Origin of the sequence: Pseudomonas delhiensis (genome assembly GCF_900187975.1) — a bacterium.
Lineage (GTDB): Bacteria > Pseudomonadota > Gammaproteobacteria > Pseudomonadales > Pseudomonadaceae > Pseudomonas > Pseudomonas delhiensis.
Map to the genome: position 1 here is coordinate 1 of NZ_FZPC01000054.1, position 23,233 is coordinate 23,233.

Here is a 23,233-nt window from a genome sequence, read left to right on the forward strand (position 1 = left end):
TCCTACAAAGGCACGGTGTCGGGGCAACCCGTAGGAGCGGATCTCATCCGCGAATCGCGCCGGAACCTCCGGCTATCGCGGACAAGGTCCGCTCCGGTGGGCCCCACCTCGACTGTAGGAGCAGGCCCTGCCTGCGATTAGCGCGCAGGGCGCGCTCCTGCACGGGAACGACGTGGCGGGGGCGCAGGAGAAACACCCCCGTGCACGGCAATCGCGGATGAGTTTCCTACGAAAGCACGCCGTCGAGCTGGGCTGGCGGCCATCGCACCACTGTCCGCCGACATCTTACCTGCCGGCCTTCGGTGCCATTCACCAGAAGCTCGGCCTGGCCGCCGGGCAAACTGCTACCGACTCACCGGAGGTGCCTGTCCTTATCCGAAACGATGGATCTTGCGGATACTGGAAGGCGGCCACCGAGATCAACGACTTGAAGGAAGCAAGCCGGCTGCTTGGGCACACCGAGGAGGAGATCACCAAGAAGATTTACGTGCGCCGCGGTGCGATGGCGAAGCCGGTGAAATAGCCAGAGTTTTGGGACTCCTGCCATTTTCAGCCCCATCATCGAGCCTTAATGTATACCGCCGAAAATGAAAAAGGCCCTGAAAAATCAGGGCCTTGAAGATGGCGGAAGCGGTGAGATTCGAACTCACGGGGCTGTTACACCCGGCGGTTTTCAAGACCGCTGCCTTAAACCACTCGGCCACACTTCCTTTCGGGGGCGCATAGTACCGGATCGCAACACACTGTCAAACTCTGTTCCTACGCCTGACAGGCGGGTTTGGTATCATCACTGCAACTATGGTCACGGAATCCCATTCCGCTTACAGGAGTGTCTAGCCATGCAAGAACGGCAATATCTCAACCCCGCCGCGGCGGAACAACGGGAAGTCAGCGGAGTCCTGCGCAACACCTACGGCCTGCTGGCCATGACCCTGGCCTTCAGCGGCCTGGTCGCCTACGTCTCGCAACAGCTGCGCCTGCCCTACCCCGGCCTGCTGCTGACCCTGGTCGGCTTCTACGGCCTGTTCTTCGCCACCCTCAAGCTGCGCGACAGCGGCTGGGGCCTGGTCACCACCTTCGCCCTCACCGGCTTCATGGGCTACACCCTCGGCCCGATCCTGAACCTGTACCTGGGCATGGCCAACGGCGCCAGCATCATCGCCTCGGCGTTCTTCATGACCGCCCTGGTGTTCTTCGGCCTGTCCGCCTACGTGCTGACCACCCGCAAGGACATGAGCTTCCTGTCCGGCTTCATCACCGCCGGCTTCTTCGTCCTGCTGGGCGCCATCCTGATCTCCTTCTTCGTCCAGATCAGCGGCCTGCAACTGGCGATCAGCGCCGGCTTCGTGCTGTTCTCCTCGGCGGCCATCCTGTTCCAGACCAGCGCCATCATCCACGGTGGCGAGCGCAACTACATCATGGCCACCATCAGCCTGTACGTGTCGATCTACAACATGTTCATCAGCCTGCTGCAGATCTTCGGCATCATGGGCAGCGACGACTGACGCTTCCCGGCGACACCGGAAAAGCCCGCTTCGGCGGGCTTTTTCCTTTTCCGGCGCAGCAAAATCCCCGCACTGGCCTTATCATCGCGCTGTAATCCGCCGACCGGCCCATGCCATGAAATTCGCCATCGCCCTCTTCGCCCCTCCCCACTCGCCCGCCGCCCGCCGCGCCCTGCGCTTCGCCGAGGCGGTGCTCGCCGGCGGCCACGAGCTCGTCCGCCTGTTCTTCTACCAGGACGGCGTGCACAGCGCCTCGAGCAACCCGGTGAGCGGCCAGGACGAGCTGGACGTGGCGGCGGCCTGGACGCGCTTCGTCGGCGAGCACCGGCTCGATGCCGTGGTGTGCATCGCCGCCGCCCTGCGCCGTGGCGTGCTCAACGCCGAGGAGGCCGCGCGCTACCAGCGCCCGGCGGCCAACCTGCAGGCGCCCTGGGAGCTGTCCGGCCTCGGCCAGCTGCATGAAGCGGCGCAACTGGCGGACCGCCTGGTCTGCTTCGGAGGCGACTGATGGCCAAGTCCCTGCTGATCGTCAGCCGCCAGGCCCCGTGGAGCGGCCCCGGCGCCCGCGAGGCGCTGGACATCGCCCTGGCCGGCGGCGCCTTCGACCTGCCCATCGCCTTCCTCTTCCTCGACGATGGGGTGTTCCAGCTGGCGCCCGGCCAGGCCCCCGCCAGCCTCGAACAGAAGGACCTGCAGGCCAACCTGCAGGCCCTGCCGCTGTTCGGCGTCGAAAGGCTCTACGCCGCCGCCCGCAGCCTCGCCGAGCGCGGCCTGCCCAGTGCAGGCCTGAACCTGCCGGTGGAAGTGCTGGACGACCTCGCGCTGCGCCAGCTGACCCAGCAATACGACCAGGTGATCACCCTCTGATGAGCACGCTGCATCTGCTTTCCCACTCCCCGTTCGGCGATGGCCGCTTCGACAGCTGCCTGCAGCTGCTGTCCCACGACGACGGCCTGCTGCTCAGTGGCGATGCCGTCTACGCCCTTGCCACCGGCAGCGCCCCGCGCCAGCGCCTGGAGCACCTGCCCAACGCCTGCTTCGCCCTCGCCGAGGACCTGCAGGCGCGCGGCCTGCAGGCACGGCTGCCGGCCAACCTGAAGGCAGTGGACTACCCCGCCTTCGTCGAACTCTGCACCCGCTACGACAAGGTCAACGCCTGGCTATGACTACCCTGATGGTGGAAGGGCGCGGCATCGCCCTGGACAAGGACGGCTACCTGCAGTACCTGGACGACTGGTCGGTGCCGGTCGCCGAGGCCCTGGCCCAGCAGGAAGGCCTGCACCTCTCGCCGGAGCACTGGGAAATCCTCCACCTGCTGCGCGAGTTCCATGCGCAGTTCCAGCTGTCGCCGGCCAACCGCCCGCTGATCAAGTACGTGGCCCAGCGCCTGGGCGCGGAAAAGGGCAGCAGCCTGCACCTCAACCTCCTGTTCAAGGGCACCCCGGCCAAGCTTGCCGCCAAGCTCGCCGGCCTGCCGAAGCCGACCAATTGCCTATGACCGCCGCTCCCCTCGTCCTGCAGACACCCGCCGAACACCCCTTCGCGCCGTTCGTGCGCATCCTCGGCAAGGGCAAGCGCGGCGCGCGCAGCCTGACCCGCGAGGAAGCCCGCGAGGCCCTCGGCATGATCCTCGATGGCCAGGTCGAGGAGGCGCAGCTGGGCGCCTTCCTGATGCTGCTGCGGCACAAGGAGGAAAGCGCCGACGAGCTGGCCGGCTTCACCGAAGCCGTGCGCGCCCGCCTGGACGCACCGCGGATCGCCGTCGATCTCGACTGGCCCAGCTATGCCGGCAAGAAGCGCCACCTGCCCTGGTATCTGCTGGCCGCCAAGTGCCTGGCCGGCAGCGGCACCCGCGTGCTCCTGCACGGCGGCGGCGCGCACACCGCCGGGCGCCTGTACACCGAGCAGTTGCTGCAGACGCTGGACATCCCGCTGTGCCGCGACTGGAACGCGGTGGGCGAAGCGCTCGACCGCGGCGGCCTGGCCTTCGCCCCGCTGGTGGACTGGATGCCGGTGCTGCAGCGGATGATCGACCTGCGCAACACCCTCGGCCTGCGCTCGCCCATCCATTCCCTGGTGCGCCTGCTCAACCCGCTGGGGGCGCACTGCATCCTGCAGAGCATCTTCCACCCCGGCTACCAGGAGACCCACCGCGAAGGCAGCCGCCTGCTCGGCGACCGCGCCATCGTGATCAAGGGCGAAGGCGGCGAGATCGAGATCAACCCGGACAGCCCGGCGCACCTCTACGGCACCGAGGCGGGCCAGAGCTGGGACGAGGAATGGCCGGCCCTCTCGGCGCTGCGCCACGTCAAGCCGGAGCGGCTGGAGCCGCAGGTGCTGGCGGAGGTCTGGCGCGGCGAACGGGAGGACGCCTACGGCGAACTGGCGGTGGTCTCCACCATCGCCCTGTGCCTGCGCGGGCTGGGCCGCGACCGCGAGGCGGCCTTCGCCGAGGCCCGGCAACGCTGGGCCGCCCGTGACAAATCGATCGGATAGATAGTTTCCACCCTGTTTTTGCAGCGATCCATCGATGGCAAGGGCGTAGACTGGCTCCCATACCCTTTCATGAGGAGCCAGCCATGGGACAGCTCATCGATGGCCGCTGGCATGACCAGTGGTACGACACCAGCAAGGACGGCCACTTCCAGCGCGAGAACGCGCAACGCCGCAACTGGGTCACCGCCGACGGCGGCGCCGGCCCCAGCGGTGAAGGCGGCTTCCGCGCCGAGGCCGGGCGCTACCACCTGTACGTCTCCCTGGCCTGCCCCTGGGCGCACCGCACGCTGATCTACCGCCAGCTCAAGGGCCTGGCGGGGCTGATCGACGTCTCGGTGGTCAGTTGGCTGATGCGCGAGAACGGCTGGACCTTCGACCGCAGCCTGGGCTCCACCGGCGATGCCCTGGACGGCCTGGAGTTCCTGCACCAGCGCTACACCCGCGACGACCCGCACTACACCGGCCGCGTCACCGTGCCGGTGCTGTGGGACAAGCAGCGCAGGCGCATCGTCAGCAACGAATCGGCGGAGATCATCCGCATGTTCAACTCGGCCTTCGACGGCCTGACCGGCAACGACCTGGACCTCTGCCCCACGCCGTTGCAGGGCGAGATAGACGCGCTGAACGAGCGCATCTACCCGGCGGTGAACAACGGCGTGTACCGCGCCGGCTTCGCCACCACCCAGGCGGCCTACGAAGAGGCCTTCGTCACCCTGTTCGAGGAACTCGACTGCCTGGAGAAGCGCCTGGGCGAGCGGCGCTACCTGGCCGGCGAGCACCTGACCGAGGCCGACATCCGCCTGTTCACCACGCTGGTGCGCTTCGACGCCGTGTACCACGGGCACTTCAAGTGCAACCTGCGGCGCCTGGCGGATTACCCGAACCTGTCCGGCTGGCTGCGCGAGCTTTACCAGTTGCCGGGGGTGGCCGATACGGTGAATTTCCAGCACATCAAGAACCACTATTACGGCAGCCACCGCACCATCAACCCGACCGGCATAGTGCCGCTGGGGCCGCAGCAGGATTTCAGCGGGCCGCACGGGCGTGAGCATTTGCCAGGCAAGGGGATTGCGCGCAAGGGTTGAGGGCGCAACGGTCTTGAACCTCGGCGAGGCCCATGCGGCATGGCGATGGGTATCGCTTCGCTCCACCCATCCTACGGAATCGGCGCTTCGGGTTCAGCCACGGCGTTGGCGGCAAGAACGGCAACGGCGTACAACCGCGAACGGTTGTACGCCCTACGGGTGGGCCTGGCGTAGGGCGCATAACGCCTCCGGCGTTATCCGCCGTTTGACCTTGGCCGCATTCCGCTCGGTGCCGGGCACGGAGCCGCCGTCGGAGCTGCGCCAGGCTCAACCACGAAGTTGCCGACAAGAAAGGTGTAGCGGCGGACAACCGCGAACGGTTGTACGCCCTACGGGTGGGCCTGGCGTAGGGCGCATAACGCCTCCGGCGTTATCCGCCGTTTGACCTTGGCCGCATTCCGCTCGGCGCCGGGCACGGAGCCGCCGTCGGAGCGGCGCCAGGCTCAACCACGGAGTTGCCGGCAAGAAAGGTGTAGCGGCGGACAACCGCGAACGGTTGTACGCCCTACGGGTGGGCCTTGGCGTAGGGCGCATAACGCCTCCGGCGTTATCCGCCGTTTGACCTTGGCCGCATTCCGCTCGGTGCCGGGCACGGAGCCGCCGTCGAAGGCGCGCCAGGCCTTCATCGCTGACCTTCGAACCAGGCGAGCTTGTCGCGCAGGGTGACCACCTCGCCGACTATCACCAGCGTCGGCGCGTGCACCTCATGCTCGGCAACCAATTGCGGCAGGTTGGCCAGGGTACCGGTGAACACCCGCTGGTGTTCGGTGGTGCCCTGCTGGATCAGCGCGGCGGGCGTGTCGGCGGAGCGGCCGTGGCGCACCAGCTCCTCGCAGATCACCGGCAGGCCCACCAGGCCCATGTAGAACACCAGGGTCTGGCCCGGGGCCACCAGGTCGTTCCACGGCAGGTCGCTGGTGCCGTCCTTCAGGTGGCCGGTGACGAAGCGCACCGACTGGGCGTAGTCGCGGTGGGTCAGCGGGATGCCGGCGTAGGCCGCGCAGCCGCTGGCCGCGGTGATGCCCGGCACCACCTGGAAGGGGATGCCGTTGGCCGCCAGCTCGTCGATTTCCTCGCCGCCGCGGCCGAAGATGAACGGGTCGCCGCCCTTCAGGCGCAGCACGCGCTTGCCCTGCCGGGCCAGTTCGACCAGCTTGCGGTTGATCTCGTCCTGGGGCACCGCGTGGTCGGCGCGGCGCTTGCCGACGTACAGGCGGTCGGCGTCGCGGCGGCACAGTTCGAGGATGGCCGGGGCCACCAGGCGGTCGTAGAGCACCACGTCGGCCTGCTGCATCAGGCGCAGGGCGCGGAAGGTCAGCAGGTCCGGGTCGCCGGGGCCTGCGCCGACCAGGTAGACCTCGCCACGGGCTTCGGCCTGGCCTTTTTCCAGCTTGTCCGCCAGCAGGCGCTCGGCTTCCGCCGGCTGGCCGGCGAGCATGCGTTCGGCCACCGGGCCCTGGAACACCTCTTCCCAGAACTGGCGGCGCTGTTGCAGGTCCGGCAGGCGCCGCTTGACCGCTTCGCGGAAGCGGCTGGCCAGCCCGGCCAGTTGGCCGTAGGTGGCGGGGATCCATGTTTCCAGCCTGGCCCGCAGCAGGCGCGCCAGCACCGGCGCGTCGCCGCCGCTGGAGACGGCCACCAGCAAGGGCGAGCGGTCGACGATGGCGGGGAAGATCACGCTGCACAGCGCCGGCGCGTCCACCACGTTGACCGGCACGCCGCGGGCGTGGGCATCGCGGGAGACCTGGGCATTCAGCGGCTCGTCGTCGGTGGCGGCGATGGCCAGCACGCAGTCGGCCAGGTCGCCCTCGGCGTAGCGGCGTTCGAGCAGCTCGCCAGCGCCCTGCTCCACCAGTTCGCGCAGCTCGCCGTGGACCTGGGGCGCGACCACCCGCAGCACGGCGCCCGCGCTGTCGAGCAGACGCGCCTTGCGCAGGGCGACCTCACCGCCGCCGACCAGGAGTGCGCGACGCCCGCGCAGGACGTGGAACAGCGGCAGCGCATCCATCTCAGCCGATCACCTCGATGCCGCCCATGTAGGGCTTGAGCACCTCGGGGACGCGGATGCTGCCGTCGGCCTGCTGGTAGTTCTCCAGCACGGCGACCAGGGTGCGGCCCACCGCCAGGCCGGAGCCGTTGAGGGTGTGCAGCAGTTCCGGCTTGCCGGTTTCCGGGTTGCGGAAGCGCGCCTGCATGCGGCGGGCCTGGAAGTCGCCGCAGTTGGAGCAGGAGGAAATCTCGCGGTACTTGTCCTGGCTCGGCACCCAGACTTCCAGGTCGTAGGTCTTGGCCGCGCTGAAGCCCATGTCGCCGGTGCACAGCGCCAGCACGCGGTACGGCAGCTCCAGGGCCTGCAGCACCTTCTCGGCGTTGCCGACCAGGCTTTCCAGGGCCTCCCAGGACTTGGCCGGCTCGACGATCTGCACCATCTCGACCTTGTCGAACTGGTGCTGGCGGATCATCCCGCGGGTGTCGCGGCCCGAGGCGCCGGCTTCGCTGCGGAAGCACGGGGTGTGGGCGACGAACTTCAGCGGCAGCTCCCGGGCGTCGAGGATCTGCCCGGCGACGATGTTGGTCAGCGAGACTTCGGCGGTGGGGATGAGGTACAGGTCGGCCTCGCCATCGCGGCCGATCTTGAACAGGTCTTCCTCGAACTTCGGCAACTGGCCAGTGCCCTGCAGGGCCGGCGCCTGCACCAGGTACGGGGTGTAGGCCTCCTCGTAGCCGTGCTCGCGGGTGTGCAGGTCGATCATGAACTGCGCCAGGGCGCGGTGCAGGCGGGCGATGGGGCCGCGCATCAGGGCGAAGCGGGCGCCGGACAGCCGCGCGGCGGTCTCGAAGTCCAGCCAGCCGTGCTGCTCGCCGAGGGCGACGTGGTCCTTGATGTCGAAATCGAAGCTGCGCGGGGTGCCCCAGCGGCGCACTTCGAGGTTGTCTTCCTCGTCCGCGCCCACCGGCACCGATTCGTGGGGCAGGTTGGGGATGGTCAGCAGCAGCGCATCCAGCTCGGCCTGGATCACGTCCAGCTCGCGCTTGCCGGCCTCCAGCTCGTCGGCCATGCGGTTGACCTCTGCCTTGAGCGGCTCGACGTCCTCGCCACGCTTCATGGCCTGGCCGATCGACTTGGAACGCGCGTTGCGCTCGGCCTGCAGGGTCTCGGTGCGGGTCTGCACGGACTTGCGCTGGTTCTCCAGCGCCTCGATGCGCGCCACGTCCAGGGTGAAACCGCGGGCGGCGAGGCGGTCGGCCACTTCCTGCGGCTGGGTGCGTACCAGTTTGGAATCGAGCATGGTCTGTTCTCGTGTCTAGTGTCGGCGGCGCTCGGGCGCCGCTCAGGATTTTCTGCGTTTTCTCGGGCTGGCCCGGTCCAGGGCCGCCAGGTGCTTGAGCTTCTCGCCGATCTTCAGTTCCAGGCCGCGGGGCACGGGCTGGTAATACTGGCGCGGTTCGAGCCCTTCGGGGAAGTAGTCTTCCCCGGCGGCGTAGGCGTCGGGTTCGTCATGGGCGTAACGATACTCCTCGCCGTAGCCGAGGTTCTTCATCAGTTTGGTCGGTGCGTTGCGCAGGTGCAGCGGCACTTCCAGCGAGCCGTTCTCGGCGACGTCGCGGCGCGCCCTGTTGTAGGCGTTGTAGACCGCGTTGCTCTTTGGCGCGCAGGCCAGGTAGACGATGGCCTGGGCGATGGCCAGCTCGCCTTCCGGGCTGCCCAGGCGCTCCTGCACGTCCCAGGCGTGCAGGCACAGGGTCAGGGCGCGGGGGTCGGCGTTGCCGATGTCCTCGCTGGCCATGCGCACCACGCGGCGGGCGATGTACAGCGGGTCGCAGCCGCCGTCGAGCATGCGCGCGTACCAGTAGAGCGCGCCGTCGGGGCTTGAGCCGCGCACCGACTTGTGCAGGGCGCTGATCTGGTCGTAGAAGGCCTCGCCGCCCTTGTCGAAGCGCCGGCGGCTGTCGCCCAGCAGGTTCTGCAGCAGCTCGGGGCTGATCTCGCCGCCGTCCTCGGCCAGGTCGGCGGCGTTCTCCAGCAGGTTGAGCAGGCGCCGGCCGTCACCGTCGGCGGCGGCCATGAGGATGGCGAAGCTTTCCTCCGGCAGGCTCAGGTGGCGCTTGCCCAGGCCCTTGTCCTCGCTCAGCGCGCGCTGCACCAGCTTGCGCAGGGCGGCCTCGTCCAGGCTTTTCAGCACGTAGACGCGGGCCCGCGAGAGCAGTGCGTTGTTCAGCTCGAACGAGGGGTTCTCGGTGGTGGCGCCGATGAAGATCAGGGTGCCGTCTTCGACGTAGGGCAGGAAGGCGTCCTGCTGGCTCTTGTTGAAGCGGTGCACCTCGTCGACGAAGAGGATGGTGCGGCGGCCGTACTGCGCGGCCTGCTGCTTGGCCATCTCCACCGACTGGCGGATTTCCTTCACCCCCGAGAGCACCGCGGAGATGGTCTCGAAGTGGGCGTCGGAGACCTGCGCCAGCAGCTTGGCCAGGGTGGTCTTGCCCACCCCCGGCGGGCCCCAGAAGATCATCGAGTGCAGCGCGCCCTGCTCCAGCGCCTCGCGCAGCGGCTTGCCGCGGGCGAGCAGGTGCTCCTGGCCGACGTATTCGTCCAGGCTGGCGGCGCGCAGGCGCGCGGCCAGGGGCTGGGCTACGGGTTCGGAACGGAACAGGTCCACGCTGCTACCTCACAGGCGCCGGCGGCGCCCGCTCACTCCTGGATGACGTCGACGCCCTTGGGCGCCTCGAAGACGAACTGCTTGGCGTCCACCGGCTGGTTCATCTTCACGTCGAAGAACAGGATGTTGGTGCGCTGGCCGACGCTGTCGATCAGCTGCATGTCGTTGACCACCCCGTTGCGGAAGGAAATCCGCAGGTTGTCGAACAGGGTGTCCTTGTCCTTCGGCTTGAGGATGAAGTCGACCACGTTGCCGCCATCCTTGCTGGTGATGTCGAAGCTCTCGTGGATCTTCGAGATGTCACCGGAGAGCAGCAGCGCCGGGGTCTGGGTCAGGCGCTGGTCGAGCTTCTGGATGGTCACCTGCTGCAGGTCCGGGTCGTACAGCCAGATCTTCTCGCCGTTGGAGATCAGCAGCTGCTCCTGGGGCGCGTCGGTGTGCCAGCGGAACAGGCCCGGGCGCTTGAGCGCCAGGTTGCCGGCGGTCTCCTGCAGGCGGGTGCCGCTGCCGTCCAGGGTCAGCTGGGAGAAGCGCGCACTCAGGGTCTGGGCCTTGCTCAGCATCGCACTCAGGCGCTGGGTGGCGGCATCGTCGGCGTGGGCCTGGATGCCGGCGACGGCCAGCGCGGCAAGCACGAGCATGCGGATCAGTCGCATGGAAATCCTCGATCAGTCGCGGATGGGGGCCGGCGCGGTCACTTCGCGCGAGCCGTTGGAATTCATCGGGGTGACCACACCGGCCATTTCCATCGCCTCGATCATGCGCGCGGCGCGGTTGTAGCCGATCTTCAGCTTGCGCTGCACCGCGGAGATGGAGGCGCGGCGGCTCTCGGTGACGAAGCGTACGGCCTCGTCGTACAGCGGGTCGTCCTCGCTACCCTCGCCACCTTCACCGCCGCCGCCACCTTCGAAGCTGCCGCCACCGCCTTCATCGGCGCCGGCGAGGATGTCCTCGATGTAGTCGGGCGCGCCGCGCAGCTTCCAGGCCTCGACCACGCGGTGCACCTCGTCGTCGGAGACGAAGGCGCCGTGGACGCGGATCGGCAGGCCGGTGCCCGGCGGCAGGTAGAGCATGTCGCCGTGGCCGAGCAGCTGTTCGGCGCCGCCCTGGTCGAGAATGGTCCGCGAGTCGATCTTGCTCGACACCTGGAAGGCGATGCGGGTCGGGATGTTGGCCTTGATCAGGCCGGTGATCACATCCACCGAGGGGCGCTGGGTGGCGAGGATCAGGTGGATGCCCGCGGCCCGCGCCTTCTGCGCGATACGGGCGATCAGTTCCTCGACCTTCTTGCCGACGATCATCATCATGTCGGCGAATTCGTCCACCACGACCACGATGGTCGGCAGCGTGTGCAGCAGCGGCGCCTCGTCTTCCATGCTCTCGCGGCGGTACAGCGGGTCGGTCAGCGGCGTGCCGGCCTCCTCGGCGTCCTTCACCTTGCGGTTGAAGCCGGCCAGGTTGCGCACGCCCATGGCGGCCATCAGCTTGTAGCGCCGCTCCATCTCGGCGACGCTCCAGCGCAGGGCGTTGGCCGCCTCCTTCATGTCGGTGACCACCGGGCAGAGCAGGTGCGGGATGCCCTCGTAGATCGACAGTTCGAGCATCTTCGGGTCGATCATGATCAGCCGCGCATCCTGGGGCGTGGACTTGAACAGGATCGACAGCAGCATGGCGTTCACCCCCACCGACTTGCCCGAGCCGGTGGTGCCGGCCACCAGCAGGTGCGGCATCTTCGCCAGGTCGGTGATGATCGGGTGGCCGCCGATGTCGTGGCCCAGGGCCAGCGGCACGGTGGACTTGTGCTCGTCGTACTCCGGCGACATCAGCACTTCGGAGAAGCGCACCATCTGCCGGTCTTCGTTGGGGATCTCGATGCCCACGGTGGTCTTGCCGGGGATAACCTCGACCACCCGCACGCTGATCACCGCCAGCGAGCGCGCCAGGTCCTTGGCCAGGTTGGAGATGCGGCTGACCTTCACCCCCGCCGCCGGCTGGATTTCGAAACGGGTGATCACCGGGCCCGGATGCACCGACTCGACCACCACCTCGACGCCGAACTCCTTGAGCTTGATCTCCAGCAGGCGCGACATGGCCTCCAGCGACTCCGGGGAGTAGCTGCGCTTCTTCTCGCCGGCTGGGTCGAGGATCGACAACGGCGGCAGGGTGCCTTCGACGGCGGTGTCGACGAACAGCGGCGCCTGCTTCTCCTTGAGCACGCGCTTGCTGGGCTCGGCGGGCTTGGGCGGCGGCGGCGCGTCGATCTTCGGCGCCGGGCGCTTCTCGCGCTCCTGCACGCTCTTGGCCAGGGCTTCCTCGCGCTCGATCAGGCGTTCCTTGACCTTGGCCTGCTCGCGGCGGTCGGGCACCACGGGCGCGGCCACCTCGGCGACGCGCTCGTCCACCTCGCGCAGCTGGGCGACCAGTTGGCGACGCTCGCTGCGCGCGCTCAACCAGCGGTTGAAGGCGTTCTGGATCAGTTCGAAGAGGTCCAGGGTGATCTTCCCGGTGACGTCCATCACCTGGAACCAGGACAGGTCGGCGAACACCGTCAGGCCGAACAGGAACAGGGCGATGAACAGCAGGGTGCTGCCCTGCACGTTGAGGGCGTTCAGCGCCAGCTGGCCGAGGCTCTCGCCCACGGCGCCGCCGGCGGAGGCCGGCAGGTGGCCGCCGCCGATGTGGAAATGGATGTAGGCCAGCGCCGAGCCGGAGAGGATCAGGAACACCAGGCCGATCAGCCGCCAGGAGAACAGCCAGCCGCTGAACTCCCAGGGCATGTGGCGCTTGCGGAAGATCTGCCAGGTCTTGACCCCCAGCAGCAGCGGGAACAGGTAGGCGAAGTAGCCCAGCGCGACGAAGAGGATGTCGGCGCTCAGGGCCCCCAGGCGACCAGCGGCGTTCTGCACCTGCTCGACGTGGCTGGAATGGCTCCAGCCCGGATCGGACGAATCGTAGGTGAGCAGCGCCATCCACAGGTAGAGGCAGAGCGCGCCGAGCGCGATCAGGGCCCCTTCCTTCAGGCGAATGTGCAATTGCTGACGCCAGGCTGCGGCGTGGCTAGCGGTGGTCGAGTCCTTCAAAACGCGTCTATTCCTGCGCACTGGGCGCGTCCGAGAGTCATCTGGCGACAAAACGGGCCTATTGTACGGCTTTGGCCGCTCGATGCCACAGGGCCCGCCACGGCGCCTTTTGCCGCCTTTTCCAGGTTCGGTGTAGCATAGCCCACCAAGGTTTCACGGCTGCTCAATTGGAGCATGCATTCTCTTACGTGACAAAGGCTTATGGAGTCTTTTTATGAGTGAAGTCAAGCATTCGCGCCTGATCGTCCTGGGCTCCGGCCCGGCGGGTTACACCGCTGCCGTGTACGCCGCGCGGGCCAACCTCAAGCCTGTTGTCATCACCGGCATCCAGCCCGGCGGCCAGCTCACCACCACCACCGAGGTCGACAACTGGCCCGGCGACGTCGAGGGCCTGACCGGTCCCGCCCTGATGGAGCGCATGGAGCAGCACGCCAAGCGTTTCGATACCGAGATCGTCTACGACCACATCCACACCGCCGAGTTGCAGCAGAAGCCGTTCATCCTCAAGGGTGACAGCGGCACCTACAGTTGCGACGCCCTGATCATCGCCACCGGCGCCTCCGCGCAATACCTGGGTATGTCTTCGGAAGAAGCCTTCATGGGCAAGGGCGTTTCCGCCTGCGCCACCTGCGACGGCTTCTTCTACCGCAACCAGGTGGTCTGCGTGGTCGGCGGCGGCAACACCGCCGTCGAGGAAGCGCTGTACCTGGCCAACATCGCCAGGGAAGTGCACCTGATCCACCGCCGCGACAAGCTGCGCTCGGAGAAGATCCTCCAGGACAAGCTGTTCGAGAAGGCGAAGAACGGCAACGTGCGCCTGCACTGGAACACCACCCTGGACGAAGTCCTGGGCGACGACATGGGCGTGGTCGGCGTGCGCCTGAAGGACGTGAACAGCGGCGAGACCCGCCAGCTGGACCTGGCCGGCGTGTTCATCGCCATCGGCCACAAGCCCAACACCGACCTGTTCACCGGCCAGCTGGAAATGCGCGACGGCTACCTGGTGGTCAAGGGCGGCGGCGAAGGCAATGCCACCGCCACCAGCATCCCCGGCGTGTTCGCCGCCGGCGACGTGGCCGACCACGTCTACCGCCAGGCCATCACCTCGGCGGGCGCCGGCTGCATGGCCGCGCTGGACGCCGAGAAATACCTCGACGACAGCCACTGACAGGCCCGGGGAGGGCCCCGCCCTCCCCTACCCCGCCATGCTCAGCTGGCTTTCCCGCGGCAATTTCGACTTCCCGCCCCTCGACCAGGCCCTGCACGAGCCCAACGGCCTGCTCGCGGCCGGCGGCGACCTCGACCCACGCCGCCTGGTGGCCGCCTACCGCCACGGCTGCTTCCCCTGGTACCAGGACGACCAGCCGATCCTCTGGTGGTCGCCTGACCCGCGCACCGTGCTCTTCCCCGACGAACTGCACGTCTCCCGCAGCCTGGCCAAGTGCCTGCGCCAGGGCCGCTACCGGGTGACCTTCGACACCGCCTTCGACCAGGTCATCGCCGCCTGCGCCGCGCCGCGCGACTACGCCGACGGCACCTGGATCACCCAGCCGATGCAGGACGCCTACCGCCAGCTGCACCGCCAGGGCATCGCCCACTCGGTGGAAAGCTGGGACGGCGAGCAACTGGTCGGCGGCCTCTATGGCCTGGCCATGGGCCGGCTGTTCTTCGGCGAGTCCATGTTCAGCCGCGCCGACAACGCCTCCAAGGTGGCATTCGTCACCCTGGTGCAACATCTGCGCGCCGCCGGGTTCGTATTGATCGACTGCCAGATGCCCACCCAGCACCTGCACAGCTTCGGCGCCCGCGCCATCAGCCGTGCCGACTTCGCCAGCCACCTGCGCCGTCATCTCGACGAAACGCCGCTCTGCGACTGGCGTTCGCAAGCGGACTCGCGCGGACTGGCATAAACTTGCCAGAGGGTTATCGCGGGGGTTGACCATGACCGAACTGGCCCGACTGAAGTTCTACGCGACGCAGCCGCACCCATGCAGCTACCTGCCCGAGGAGCAGGCCACCACCCTGTTCCTCGATCCCAGCCAGCCCATGGATGCGCAGCTGTATGCCTCGCTGTCGGAAGTCGGTTTCCGTCGCAGCGGCGAGCACCTCTATCGCCCGCACTGCCAGCACTGCACCGCCTGCATCCCGGCGCGCATCCCCGCCGGCGGCTTCCAGCCCAACCGCCAGCAGAAGCGCATCATCAAGCGCAACGCCGACCTCAAGGTGCTCAAGCGCCGCCCGGCCTTCACCGAGGAGTACTACGCGCTGTACATGCGCTACATCGAGCAGCGCCACGCCGACGGCGACATGTACCCGCCCAGCCGCGACCAGTTCAGCACCTTCCTGGTGCGCGACCTGCCGTTCAGCTGCTTCTACGAGTTCCGCCTGCAGGGCCGCCTGCTCGCCGTGGCGGTCACCGACGTGCTGCCCAACGGCCTGTCGGCGGTCTACACCTTCTACGACCCCGACGAGGAACGCCGCAGCCTGGGGCGCTACGCCATCCTCTGGCAGATCGCCGAGACCGAGCGCCTGGGCCTGTACGCGGTGTACCTGGGCTACTGGATCAAGAACTGCCGGAAAATGAACTACAAGACCCAGTACCGGCCCATCGAACTCTTCGTCAACCAGCGCTGGGTGGCGCTCAGCTGAAGCCGGTGCGCCGCTTCTGGCGTATGACATGGATTTCAGGCACAATACTCGCCTTTTTTCAGGCCACCCAGGCCATTCATAGACACCGAGGGCTCTACTGCATGTCGAAAGAAGACAGCTTCGAAATGGAAGGCACTGTCGTCGACACCCTGCCCAACACCATGTTCCGCGTGGAGTTGGAGAACGGGCACGTCGTTACCGCGCACATCTCCGGCAAGATGCGCAAGAACTACATCCGCATCCTGACCGGCGACAAGGTTCGCGTCGAACTGACTCCCTACGACCTGAGCAAGGGTCGCATCACCTACCGCGCACGCTGAGCGCAAGGTGAAACCGGGCTCCGGCCCGGACGAATAGCAAAACGCCCGGCATTGCCGGGCGTTTGCGTTTGGGCCGAAAGGCCGACCGTCAGGCCGGCTCCGCGGTGACCACCTCGTACTCGAAGACCAGCTCGCCGTCCTTCAGGTCGATGTGCGCCACGCCGCCGTGCTCGGCCAGTTCGCCGAACAGGATCTGCTCGGCCAGGGGCCGCTTGATCTTGTCCTGGATCAGCCGCGCCATCGGGCGAGCGCCCATCTGCGGGTCGTAGCCCTTCTCCGCCAGCCAGTTGCGCGCCGCGTCGCTGACCTCGAGCTGGACGCGCTTGTCCTCCAGCTGCGCCTGCAGCTCGGTGAGGAACTTGTCGACCACGCTCTTGATCGTCTCGTGGCTGAGCCGGCCGAACTGGATGATGGTGTCCAGGCGGTTGCGGAACTCCGGCGTGAAGCTCTTCTTGATCACTTCCATGGCATCGCTGGTGTGGTCCTGCTGGCTGAAGCCGATGGAGGCCCGTGCCGCGGTTTCCGCGCCGGCGTTGGTGGTCATGATGACGATGACGTTGCGGAAGTCCGCCTTGCGCCCGTTGTTGTCGGTCAGGGTGCCGTGGTCCATCACCTGCAGCAGCAGGTTGAAGACTTCCGGGTGGGCCTTCTCGATCTCGTCCAGCAGCAGCACGCAGTGCGGCGTCTTGGTGATGGCCTCGGTGAGCAGGCCGCCCTGGTCGAAGCCGACGTAGCCCGGCGGGGCGCCGATCAGCCGCGATACCGTGTGCCGCTCCATGTACTCGGACATGTCGAAGCGCACCAGCTCCACGCCCAGCGCCTTGGCCAGCTGGCGGGCGACTTCGGTCTTGCCCACCCCGGTGGGGCCGGCGAAGAGGAAGGAGCCGACCGGCTTGTCCGGCGACTTCAGGCCCGCGCGGGACAGCTTGATGGCGGTGGACAGCGACTCGATGGCCGCGTCCTGGCCGAACACCGTCAGCTTGAGGTCGCGCTCCAGGTTGCGCAGCAGCTCCTTGTCCGAGCTGGTGACGTGCTTGGGCGGGATCCGCGCGATCTTCGCCACTATGTCCTCGACCTGGGCCACCTCGATGCGCTTCACGCGCTTCTCTTCCGGCTGCAGGCGCTGGTAGGCGCCGGCCTCGTCGATGACGTCGATGGCCTTGTCCGGCATGTGCCGGTCGTTGATGTAGCGCGCCGCCAGCTCCGCCGCCGCGCGCAGGGCCTCGTCGCTGTACTCGACGTGGTGGTGCTGCTCGAAGCGCGGCTTGAGCCCCTTGAGGATGCCCACGGTGTCTTCCACCGATGGCTCGGTGACATCGACCTTCTGGAAGCGCCGCGCCAGGGCGCGGTCCTTCTCGAAGATGCCGCGGAATTCCTGGAAGGTGGTCGAGCCGATGCAGCGGATCTCGCCCGAGGAAAGCAGCGGCTTGAGCAGGTTGGACGCATCCATCACCCCGCCGGACGCCGCGCCGGCGCCGATGATGGTGTGGATCTCGTCGATGAACAGCACCGCGTGCGGGCGCTTGCGCAACTCGTTGAGCAGCGCCTTGAAGCGCTTCTCGAAGTCGCCGCGGTACTTGGTTCCGGCCAGCAGCGCGCCCAGGTCCAGGGAATAGACCACGCTGTCGGCCAGCAGGTCCGGCACCTGGCCGTCGACGATGCGCTTGGCCAGGCCTTCGGCGATGGCGGTCTTGCCGACGCCGGCCTCGCCCACCAGCAGCGGGTTGTTCTTGCGCCGCCGGGCGAGGATCTGCGCCACGCGCTCCACCTCTGATTCGCGGCCGACCAGCGGGTCGATGCGGCCCTGGCGCGCCAGGTCGTTGAGGTTGCTGGCATAGGCGTCCAGCGGGTGGCTGGAAGTGGAGGACTCGCCGCCCTCCTCGTCCTGCATCTCCTGGTCGCTTTCCTGGTGCTCGGCATGGCCGGGCACCTTGGAGATGCCGTGGGCGATGTAGTTCACCACGTCGATGCGGGCGACGCTCTGCTGCTTGAGCAGGAACACCGCCTGGCTCTCCTGCTCGCTGAAGATGGCCACCAGCACGTTGGCGCCGGTCACTTCGCGCTTGCCGGAGCTCTGCACGTGGAACACCGCGCGCTGCAGCACGCGCTGGAAGCCCAGGGTCGGCTGGGTCTCGCGGTCCTCGTCGTGCTGCGGGATCAGCGGCGTGGTGGAATCGATGAATTCCTGCAGATCACGACGCAGCTTGTCCAGGTTCGCCCCGCAGGCGCGCAGCACGGTGGCCGCCGCCTCGTTGTCCAGGAGCGCCAGCAGCAGGTGCTCGACGGTCATGAACTCATGCCGTTTTGCCCGCGCTTCCTTGAAGGCGAGATTGAGGGTGACTTCGAGCTCTCGATTCAACATGGCTTCACCTCGCTCCAAACATCCGCATCAGCTTTCTTTCTCAATCTCACACAACAGTGGATGCTGGCTCTCCCTCGCATACTGATTGACCTGCATGGCCTTGGTCTCGGCGATGTCACGGGTGAACGTGCCGCAGACCGCCTTGCCCTGAGTATGTACGGTCAACATGACCTTGGTCGCCTGTTCCCGGTTCATGTTGAAGTACAGCTCCAGTACCTCTACCACGAAATCCATCGGCGTGTAGTCATCGTTGAACATGATGACCCTGTACATCGGCGGAGGTTTCAGGGCCGGCTTGGATTCCTCGACCGTGAGCCCGGCCCCCTCTTCCTCGAGGGGATCGGGACGGTCCTGATTGAATGTTAGTCGAATCTGGCTACTTGCATGCATGCTGGAATAAATGGGTTCGCAACGTGGGAATTAAAGGCCTGAGTGGAGTTTGACCTGAATCTCAGGCATGGACGAGAGCGCCTTGACTAACCCCAAAACGGTGTTACAAACAAAGGATACCCCACAGCGGGTATCAGGCGTTCTGCGGCCCTGGAACCTCTAGGGCTGGAGCGGAATCGTAGTGGATGATACTCCAGCGATGGAGTCCTTTGCAGAGGGATATCAGCATGCTCAGCGGTAAGGTCAAGTGGTTCAACAACGCCAAGGGCTATGGGTTCATCCTGGCCGACGGCCGAGATGAGGACCTGTTCGCTCATTACTCGGCGATCCAGATGGATGGCTACAAGACGCTCAAGGCCGGCCAGCCGGTCAGCTTCGAGATCCTGCAAGGTCCGAAGGGTCTGCATGCGGTGAACATCCAGCCGATCGGCGCCAGCGCGCCGGCCAGCACCGCCCAGGCCAGCCCCAGCAGCGAGGTGCAGGGCATCACCGCGGAAGCCTGATCCCCCTGCCCCGCCATTACCGGCGAAGCGAATGAAGAAAGGCCGGCGAGCACCGGCCTTCTTTTCGTTGTCTCACGCCTGTTACATCTTGGCGATCATGGCCTCGCCGAACTCCGAGCAGGACGCCAGCTTGGCACCTTCCATCAGCCGCTCGAAGTCGTAGGTCACGGTCTTCGCCGCGATGGCGCCGTTCATCCCCTTGATGATCAGGTCGGCCGCCTCGGTCCAGCCCATGTGCCGCAGCATCATCTCGGCGGAGAGGATCAGCGAGCCCGGGTTGACCTTGTCCTGCCCGGCGTACTTGGGCGCGGTGCCGTGGGTCGCCTCGAACATGGCCACCGAGTCCGACAGGTTGGCCCCCGGGGCGATGCCGATGCCGCCCACTTCCGCCGCCAGGGCGTCGGAGAGGTAGTCGCCGTTCAGGTTCAGGGTGGCGATCACGTCGTATTCGGCCGGACGCAGCAGGATCTGCTGCAGCATGGCGTCGGCGATCACGTCCTTGACCACCACGTTGCGGCCGGTCACCGGGTTCTTGAACTGCATCCAGGGGCCGCCGTCCAGCAGTTCGGCGCCGAACTCCTCGCGGGCCAGCTCGTAGCCCCAGTCCTTGAAGGCGCCCTCGGTGAATTTCATGATGTTGCCCTTGTGCACCAGGGTGACCGAGCTGCGGTCGTTGTCCACGGCGTACTGCAGGGCCTTGCGCACCAGGCGCCGGGTGCCTTCCCGGGAGACCGGCTTGATGCCGATGCCGCAATCCTCGGTGAAGCGGATCTTCTTGACGCCCATCTCCTCGGTGAGGAACTTGATGACCTTCTGCGCCTCGGGCGAGCCGGCCTTCCACTCGACGCCGGCGTAGATGTCCTCGGAGTTCTCGCGGAAGATCACCATGTCCACGTCGCCGGGCTTCTTCACCGGGCTGGGCACGCCTTCGAACCAGCGCACCGGGCGCAGGCAGACGTAGAGGTCGAGCTGCTGGCGCAGGGCCACGTTGAGGGAGCGGATGCCGCCGCCGACGGGGGTGGTCAGCGGACCCTTGATGGACACCACGTAGTCGCGCACGGCCTCCAGGGTCTCTTCGGGCAGCCAGGTGTCCTGGTCGTAGACCTGGGTGGCCTTCTCGCCGGCATAGACCTCCATCCAGGCGATCTTGCGCTGGCCCTTGTAGGCCTTTTCCACGGCTGCATCGACGACGTCGATCATCACCGGGCTGATGTCCACGCCGATGCCGTCGCCTTCGATGTAGGGAATGATCGGGTTGTTCGGTACATTCAGGGAATTGTCGGCATTGACGGTGATGCGCTCACCTGCGGCCGGCACCTGGATCTTCTGGTATCCCATGCTGAACTCCGTGTTGTGGTTGAACCCTGTTGCAGCCCCTGAGGGTAGCCCAGTTGCCCGCCCCTAACCACAAACTTATGCCTTAGTCTAAAAGCCGCGGGTGCGTCACCCCGCCGCGAGAGTGGTATACTGCGCGCCGTGACTTCACAGTCATCGAGGCCCGGGCCGTCTGGGACCAGACCCCTCCCCTCGCAACGGCCACGTCGCCACCCTGACGCGGTCGTACAACGCTCTACTGGCGCCCCTATATCCCCGCGGCAATTCTCGAATGCCGGCACCTTGCCGTGTCGGACGAAAGCGCCCACCAAGGCGTATCGAGACTCTGTGCGCGCCCAGCAAAGAAGAGAGTCATAGTAGATGTCCAACCGCTCGAAGATCACCTACACCTTCACCGACGAAGCACCCGCCCTCGCCACCTACTCGCTCCTCCCGATCGTCAAGGCCTTCGCCGCCTCCGCCGACATTGACGTCGAAACCCGCGACATCTCTCTTGCAGGACGCATCCTCGCCGCCTTCACCGACAAGCTCGGCGACAAGGCCATCGAAGACGACCTGGCCTACCTGGCCAAGCTGGCCACCGCCCCCGACGCCAACATCATCAAGCTGCCGAACATCAGCGCCTCGGTACCCCAGCTCAAGGGCGCCATCGCCGAGCTGCAGGCCCTGGGCTACGCCGTCCCGGACTTCCCGGAAGACCCGCAGACCGACGAAGAGAAAGACACCCGCGCCCGCTACGCCAAGGTCCTGGGCAGCGCCGTGAACCCGGTCCTGCGCGAAGGCAACTCCGACCGCCGCGCCCCGGCCGCGGTCAAGGCCTACGCCCGCAAGCACCCGCACAGCATGGGCAAGTGGAGCATGGCCTCGCGCTCCCACGCCGACTACATGCGCGGCGGCGACTTCTTCTCCAGCGAGCAGTCGGTCACCATCCCCAAGGCCGGTGAGGTCCGCATCGAGTTCGTCGGCAAGGACGGCAAGGTCGAGCTGAAGAAGACCCTGAAGATGCAGGAAGGCGAAGTCCTCGACAGCATGTTCATGAGCTGCAACAAGCTGCGCGCCTTCTTCGAGAAGACCCTGCAGGATTGCAAGGAAACCGGCGTCATGTGGTCCCTGCACGTCAAGGCGACCATGATGAAGATTTCCCACCCCATCGTCTTCGGCCATGCCGTGACCGTCTACTACAAGGACGTGTTCGACAAGTGGGGCCAACTGTTCGAAGAGCTGGGCGTGAACCCGAACAACGGCATCTCCAGCGTCTACGACAAGATCAAGTCGCTGCCCGCCTCGCAGCAGGAAGAGATCCTCCACGACATCCACGAGGTGTACAGCCACCGTCCGGAAATGGCGATGGTCGACTCGGTCAAGGGCATCACCAACCTGCACATCCCCAGCGACGTGATCGTCGACGCCTCCATGCCGGCGATGATCCGCAACTCCGGCCAGATGTGGGGCAAGGACGGCAAGCAGAAGGACACCAAGGCGGTGATGCCGGAGAGCACCTACGCCCGCATCTACCAGGAGATGATCAACTTCTGCAAGACCAACGGCGCCTTCGACCCGACCACCATGGGCAGCGTGCCGAACGTCGGCCTGATGGCGCAGAAGGCCGAGGAATACGGCTCCCACGACAAGACCTTCGAGATGGAGGCCGACGGCACCATGCGCGTGGTCGACGCCGACGGCAAGGTGCTGATGCAGCACGAAGTCGAAGCCGGCGACATCTGGCGCGCCTGCCAGACCAAGGATGCCCCGATCCGCGACTGGGTCAAGCTGGCCGTCACCCGCGCCCGCCAGTCCAACACCCCGGCCATCTTCTGGCTGGACCCGGAGCGCGCCCACGACAACGAGCTGCGCAAGAAGGTCGAGCTGTACCTGAAGGACCACGACCTGACCGGCCTGGACATCAGCATCAAGGGCTACAACGAAGCCATCCGCACCAGCATGGAGCGCATGATCCGCGGCCAGGACACCATCTCGGTGACCGGCAACGTACTGCGCGACTACCTGACCGACCTGTTCCCGATCATGGAACTGGGCACCTCGGCCAAGATGCTGTCCATCGTTCCGCTGATGGCCGGCGGCGGCATGTACGAGACCGGCGCCGGCGGTTCGGCACCCAAGCACGTGCAGCAACTGGTGGAAGAGAACTACCTGCGCTGGGATTCCCTGGGCGAGTTCCTGGCCCTGGCCGTGTCCCTGGAGGAAGAAGGCATCAAGACCGGCAACGCCAAGGCCAAGGTCCTGGGCAAGACCCTCGACGAAGCCACCGGCAAGCTGCTGGACAACAACAAGTCCCCGGCGCGCAAGGTCGGCGACATCGACAACCGCGGCAGCCACTTCTACCTGGCGCTGTACTGGGCCCAGGCCCTGGCCGCGCAGAACGACGACGCCGAGCTGAAAGCCCACTTCACCCCGCTGGCCAAGACCCTGACCGAACAGGAAGCGACCATCGTCGCCGAACTGAACGGCGCCCAGGGCAAGGCCGTGGACATCGGTGGCTACTACCGCTCCAACCCGGAGAAAACCACCCAGGTGATGCGCCCCAGCGCCACCTTCAACGCCGCCATCGACTCGCTGAACTGAATCGAAGGCTAGCGTGACCGACGAAAACCCCGGCCTGGTGCCGGGGTTTTTGCCTTTTCGGGGCTGCGCAGGGCTTTTCGTAGGAGCGAGCTTGCTCGCGAACAGGCTCCCGGTTGTTTCGGCGTCAGGCTGGGCTCCGCACCCGCCGGGAGGCACTGTTCGCGAGCAAGCTCGCTCCTATGTATGGACTCACCCCCACCGTCAACCCGCTTTTGAACAGAGGAACCCGATTGCATCTATGTATTAGGCCTGTTCGAGGAAGCCACG

General features: G+C 66.6%; 22 protein-coding genes and 1 tRNA gene. 14 read left to right on the top strand and 9 right to left on the bottom strand.

Translation table 11 applies throughout. The annotated features are described in order from the left end of the window. Positions 1–217: 217 nt before the first annotated feature. Entirely contained in the window at positions 218–523 is a 306-nt protein-coding gene (locus CHC02_RS30870; protein WP_089394855.1) for a hypothetical protein, read from the top strand. 99 nt (positions 524–622) lie between these two features. On the opposite strand, the gene CHC02_RS29200 is transcribed toward CHC02_RS30870, so the two are convergent. Further along, positions 623–710, bottom strand: a tRNA-Ser gene (locus tag CHC02_RS29200). Between the two features lie 129 nt (positions 711–839). On the opposite strand from CHC02_RS29200, the gene CHC02_RS29205 reads away from it, so the two are divergent. From CHC02_RS29205 to CHC02_RS29235, 7 genes are all read left to right on the top strand, one after another. Continuing rightward, the gene (locus CHC02_RS29205; RefSeq protein WP_089394856.1) at positions 840–1,505 is read left to right on the top strand and encodes a Bax inhibitor-1/YccA family protein; all 666 of its coding nucleotides are present in this window, start codon (positions 840–842) and stop codon (positions 1,503–1,505) included. 115 nt (positions 1,506–1,620) lie between these two features. After that, positions 1,621–2,013, top strand: coding sequence for a sulfurtransferase complex subunit TusD (gene tusD, locus CHC02_RS29210; protein ID WP_089394857.1), 393 nt, complete (start codon positions 1,621–1,623; stop codon positions 2,011–2,013). After that, positions 2,013–2,372, top strand: coding sequence for a sulfurtransferase complex subunit TusC (tusC, locus tag CHC02_RS29215; protein ID WP_089394858.1), 360 nt, complete (start codon positions 2,013–2,015; stop codon positions 2,370–2,372). The genes tusD and tusC overlap by 1 nt, the downstream gene beginning before the upstream one ends. Beyond that, positions 2,372–2,671, top strand: coding sequence for a sulfurtransferase complex subunit TusB (gene tusB, locus CHC02_RS29220; protein WP_089394859.1), 300 nt, complete (start codon positions 2,372–2,374; stop codon positions 2,669–2,671). Before tusC ends, tusB begins: the two co-directional genes overlap by 1 nt. Then, positions 2,668–3,003: a TusE/DsrC/DsvC family sulfur relay protein gene (locus tag CHC02_RS29225; protein ID WP_089394860.1), complete on the top strand. Its 336-nt coding sequence runs from the start codon at positions 2,668–2,670 to the stop codon at positions 3,001–3,003. The genes tusB and CHC02_RS29225 overlap by 4 nt, the downstream gene beginning before the upstream one ends. Next, positions 3,000–4,001, top strand: coding sequence for a glycosyl transferase family protein (locus CHC02_RS29230; protein WP_089394861.1), 1,002 nt, complete (start codon positions 3,000–3,002; stop codon positions 3,999–4,001). The genes CHC02_RS29225 and CHC02_RS29230 overlap by 4 nt, the downstream gene beginning before the upstream one ends. Positions 4,002–4,084: 83 nt before the next feature. Further along, the gene (locus tag CHC02_RS29235; protein ID WP_089394862.1) at positions 4,085–5,086 is read left to right on the top strand and encodes a glutathione S-transferase family protein; all 1,002 of its coding nucleotides are present in this window, start codon (positions 4,085–4,087) and stop codon (positions 5,084–5,086) included. Between the two features lie 622 nt (positions 5,087–5,708). On the opposite strand, the gene cysG is transcribed toward CHC02_RS29235, so the two are convergent. The 5 genes from cysG to ftsK are packed head-to-tail and all read right to left on the bottom strand — an operon-like array spanning position 5,709 to position 12,845. After that, positions 5,709–7,094 (bottom strand): siroheme synthase CysG, encoded by a 1,386-nt coding sequence (cysG, locus tag CHC02_RS29240; protein WP_089394863.1) that lies wholly within the window; start codon positions 7,092–7,094, stop codon positions 5,709–5,711. A gap of 1 nt (position 7,095) precedes the next feature. Next, positions 7,096–8,376, bottom strand: coding sequence for a serine--tRNA ligase (gene serS, locus CHC02_RS29245; protein WP_089394864.1), 1,281 nt, complete (start codon positions 8,374–8,376; stop codon positions 7,096–7,098). A 42-nt stretch (positions 8,377–8,418) separates the two neighbouring features. Continuing rightward, positions 8,419–9,744 (bottom strand): replication-associated recombination protein A, encoded by a 1,326-nt coding sequence (locus CHC02_RS29250; protein ID WP_089394865.1) that lies wholly within the window; start codon positions 9,742–9,744, stop codon positions 8,419–8,421. A gap of 32 nt (positions 9,745–9,776) precedes the next feature. Then, the gene (lolA, locus tag CHC02_RS29255; protein WP_089394866.1) at positions 9,777–10,400 is read right to left on the bottom strand and encodes an outer membrane lipoprotein periplasmic chaperone LolA; all 624 of its coding nucleotides are present in this window, start codon (positions 10,398–10,400) and stop codon (positions 9,777–9,779) included. Between the two features lie 12 nt (positions 10,401–10,412). Next, a complete protein-coding gene (ftsK, locus tag CHC02_RS29260; protein WP_176450356.1) occupies positions 10,413–12,845 on the bottom strand; it encodes a DNA translocase FtsK in 2,433 nt (810 codons plus the stop codon). A 193-nt stretch (positions 12,846–13,038) separates the two neighbouring features. Here ftsK and trxB point away from each other — a divergent pair, with 193 nt between their 5' ends. The 4 genes from trxB to infA all read left to right on the top strand — a co-directional run bounded on the left by trxB (position 13,039) and on the right by infA (position 15,793). Beyond that, a complete protein-coding gene (trxB, locus tag CHC02_RS29265) occupies positions 13,039–13,992 on the top strand; it encodes a thioredoxin-disulfide reductase (protein WP_089394868.1) in 954 nt (317 codons plus the stop codon). A 37-nt stretch (positions 13,993–14,029) separates the two neighbouring features. After that, entirely contained in the window at positions 14,030–14,734 is a 705-nt protein-coding gene (gene aat / locus CHC02_RS29270) for a leucyl/phenylalanyl-tRNA--protein transferase (protein ID WP_089394869.1), read from the top strand. A gap of 31 nt (positions 14,735–14,765) precedes the next feature. Continuing rightward, positions 14,766–15,473, top strand: a complete 708-nt coding sequence (locus tag CHC02_RS29275) for an arginyltransferase (RefSeq protein WP_089394870.1) — start codon at positions 14,766–14,768, stop codon at positions 15,471–15,473. A gap of 101 nt (positions 15,474–15,574) precedes the next feature. Beyond that, complete coding sequence (gene infA, locus CHC02_RS29280) at positions 15,575–15,793, top strand: translation initiation factor IF-1 (protein WP_002553999.1); 219 nt, start codon at positions 15,575–15,577, stop codon at positions 15,791–15,793. Between the two features lie 88 nt (positions 15,794–15,881). Here infA and clpA read toward each other — a convergent pair whose 3' ends face one another. Further along, positions 15,882–18,155, bottom strand: coding sequence for an ATP-dependent Clp protease ATP-binding subunit ClpA (clpA, locus tag CHC02_RS29285; RefSeq protein ID WP_089394871.1), 2,274 nt, complete (start codon positions 18,153–18,155; stop codon positions 15,882–15,884). 27 nt (positions 18,156–18,182) lie between these two features. Next, positions 18,183–18,545, bottom strand: a complete 363-nt coding sequence (gene clpS, locus CHC02_RS29290) for an ATP-dependent Clp protease adapter ClpS (protein WP_089394872.1) — start codon at positions 18,543–18,545, stop codon at positions 18,183–18,185. A 227-nt stretch (positions 18,546–18,772) separates the two neighbouring features. On the opposite strand from clpS, the gene cspD reads away from it, so the two are divergent. Then, positions 18,773–19,048, top strand: coding sequence for a cold shock domain-containing protein CspD (cspD, locus tag CHC02_RS29295; protein ID WP_089394873.1), 276 nt, complete (start codon positions 18,773–18,775; stop codon positions 19,046–19,048). A gap of 81 nt (positions 19,049–19,129) precedes the next feature. Here cspD and icd read toward each other — a convergent pair whose 3' ends face one another. After that, positions 19,130–20,386, bottom strand: coding sequence for an NADP-dependent isocitrate dehydrogenase (icd, locus tag CHC02_RS29300; RefSeq protein WP_089394874.1), 1,257 nt, complete (start codon positions 20,384–20,386; stop codon positions 19,130–19,132). Between the two features lie 357 nt (positions 20,387–20,743). On the opposite strand from icd, the gene CHC02_RS29305 reads away from it, so the two are divergent. Next, positions 20,744–22,966, top strand: coding sequence for an NADP-dependent isocitrate dehydrogenase (locus CHC02_RS29305; protein ID WP_089394875.1), 2,223 nt, complete (start codon positions 20,744–20,746; stop codon positions 22,964–22,966). Positions 22,967–23,233 lie beyond the last annotated feature (267 nt).

Excerpts from the sequence above, each read along its gene's own strand:
- clpS (WP_089394872.1), bottom strand. The coding sequence starts at position 18,545 with ATGCATGCAAGTAGCCAGATTCGACTAACATTCAATCAGGACCGTCCC.
- CHC02_RS29225 (WP_089394860.1), top strand. The coding sequence starts at position 2,668 with ATGACTACCCTGATGGTGGAAGGGCGCGGCATCGCCCTGGACAAGGAC.
- tusD (WP_089394857.1), top strand. The coding sequence starts at position 1,621 with ATGAAATTCGCCATCGCCCTCTTCGCCCCTCCCCACTCGCCCGCCGCC.
- serS (WP_089394864.1), bottom strand. The coding sequence starts at position 8,376 with ATGCTCGATTCCAAACTGGTACGCACCCAGCCGCAGGAAGTGGCCGAC.
- clpA (WP_089394871.1), bottom strand. The coding sequence starts at position 18,155 with ATGTTGAATCGAGAGCTCGAAGTCACCCTCAATCTCGCCTTCAAGGAA.
- CHC02_RS29205 (WP_089394856.1), top strand. The coding sequence starts at position 840 with ATGCAAGAACGGCAATATCTCAACCCCGCCGCGGCGGAACAACGGGAA.
- CHC02_RS29305 (WP_089394875.1), top strand. The coding sequence starts at position 20,744 with ATGTCCAACCGCTCGAAGATCACCTACACCTTCACCGACGAAGCACCC.
- aat (WP_089394869.1), top strand. The coding sequence starts at position 14,030 with ATGCTCAGCTGGCTTTCCCGCGGCAATTTCGACTTCCCGCCCCTCGAC.
- trxB (WP_089394868.1), top strand. The coding sequence starts at position 13,039 with ATGAGTGAAGTCAAGCATTCGCGCCTGATCGTCCTGGGCTCCGGCCCG.
- lolA (WP_089394866.1), bottom strand. The coding sequence starts at position 10,400 with ATGCGACTGATCCGCATGCTCGTGCTTGCCGCGCTGGCCGTCGCCGGC.
- tusB (WP_089394859.1), top strand. The coding sequence starts at position 2,372 with ATGAGCACGCTGCATCTGCTTTCCCACTCCCCGTTCGGCGATGGCCGC.
- CHC02_RS29230 (WP_089394861.1), top strand. The coding sequence starts at position 3,000 with ATGACCGCCGCTCCCCTCGTCCTGCAGACACCCGCCGAACACCCCTTC.
- tusC (WP_089394858.1), top strand. The coding sequence starts at position 2,013 with ATGGCCAAGTCCCTGCTGATCGTCAGCCGCCAGGCCCCGTGGAGCGGC.
- CHC02_RS30870 (WP_089394855.1), top strand. The coding sequence starts at position 218 with ATGAGTTTCCTACGAAAGCACGCCGTCGAGCTGGGCTGGCGGCCATCG.
- CHC02_RS29275 (WP_089394870.1), top strand. The coding sequence starts at position 14,766 with ATGACCGAACTGGCCCGACTGAAGTTCTACGCGACGCAGCCGCACCCA.
- CHC02_RS29235 (WP_089394862.1), top strand. The coding sequence starts at position 4,085 with ATGGGACAGCTCATCGATGGCCGCTGGCATGACCAGTGGTACGACACC.
- icd (WP_089394874.1), bottom strand. The coding sequence starts at position 20,386 with ATGGGATACCAGAAGATCCAGGTGCCGGCCGCAGGTGAGCGCATCACC.
- infA (WP_002553999.1), top strand. The coding sequence starts at position 15,575 with ATGTCGAAAGAAGACAGCTTCGAAATGGAAGGCACTGTCGTCGACACC.
- cspD (WP_089394873.1), top strand. The coding sequence starts at position 18,773 with ATGCTCAGCGGTAAGGTCAAGTGGTTCAACAACGCCAAGGGCTATGGG.
- cysG (WP_089394863.1), bottom strand. The coding sequence starts at position 7,094 with ATGGATGCGCTGCCGCTGTTCCACGTCCTGCGCGGGCGTCGCGCACTC.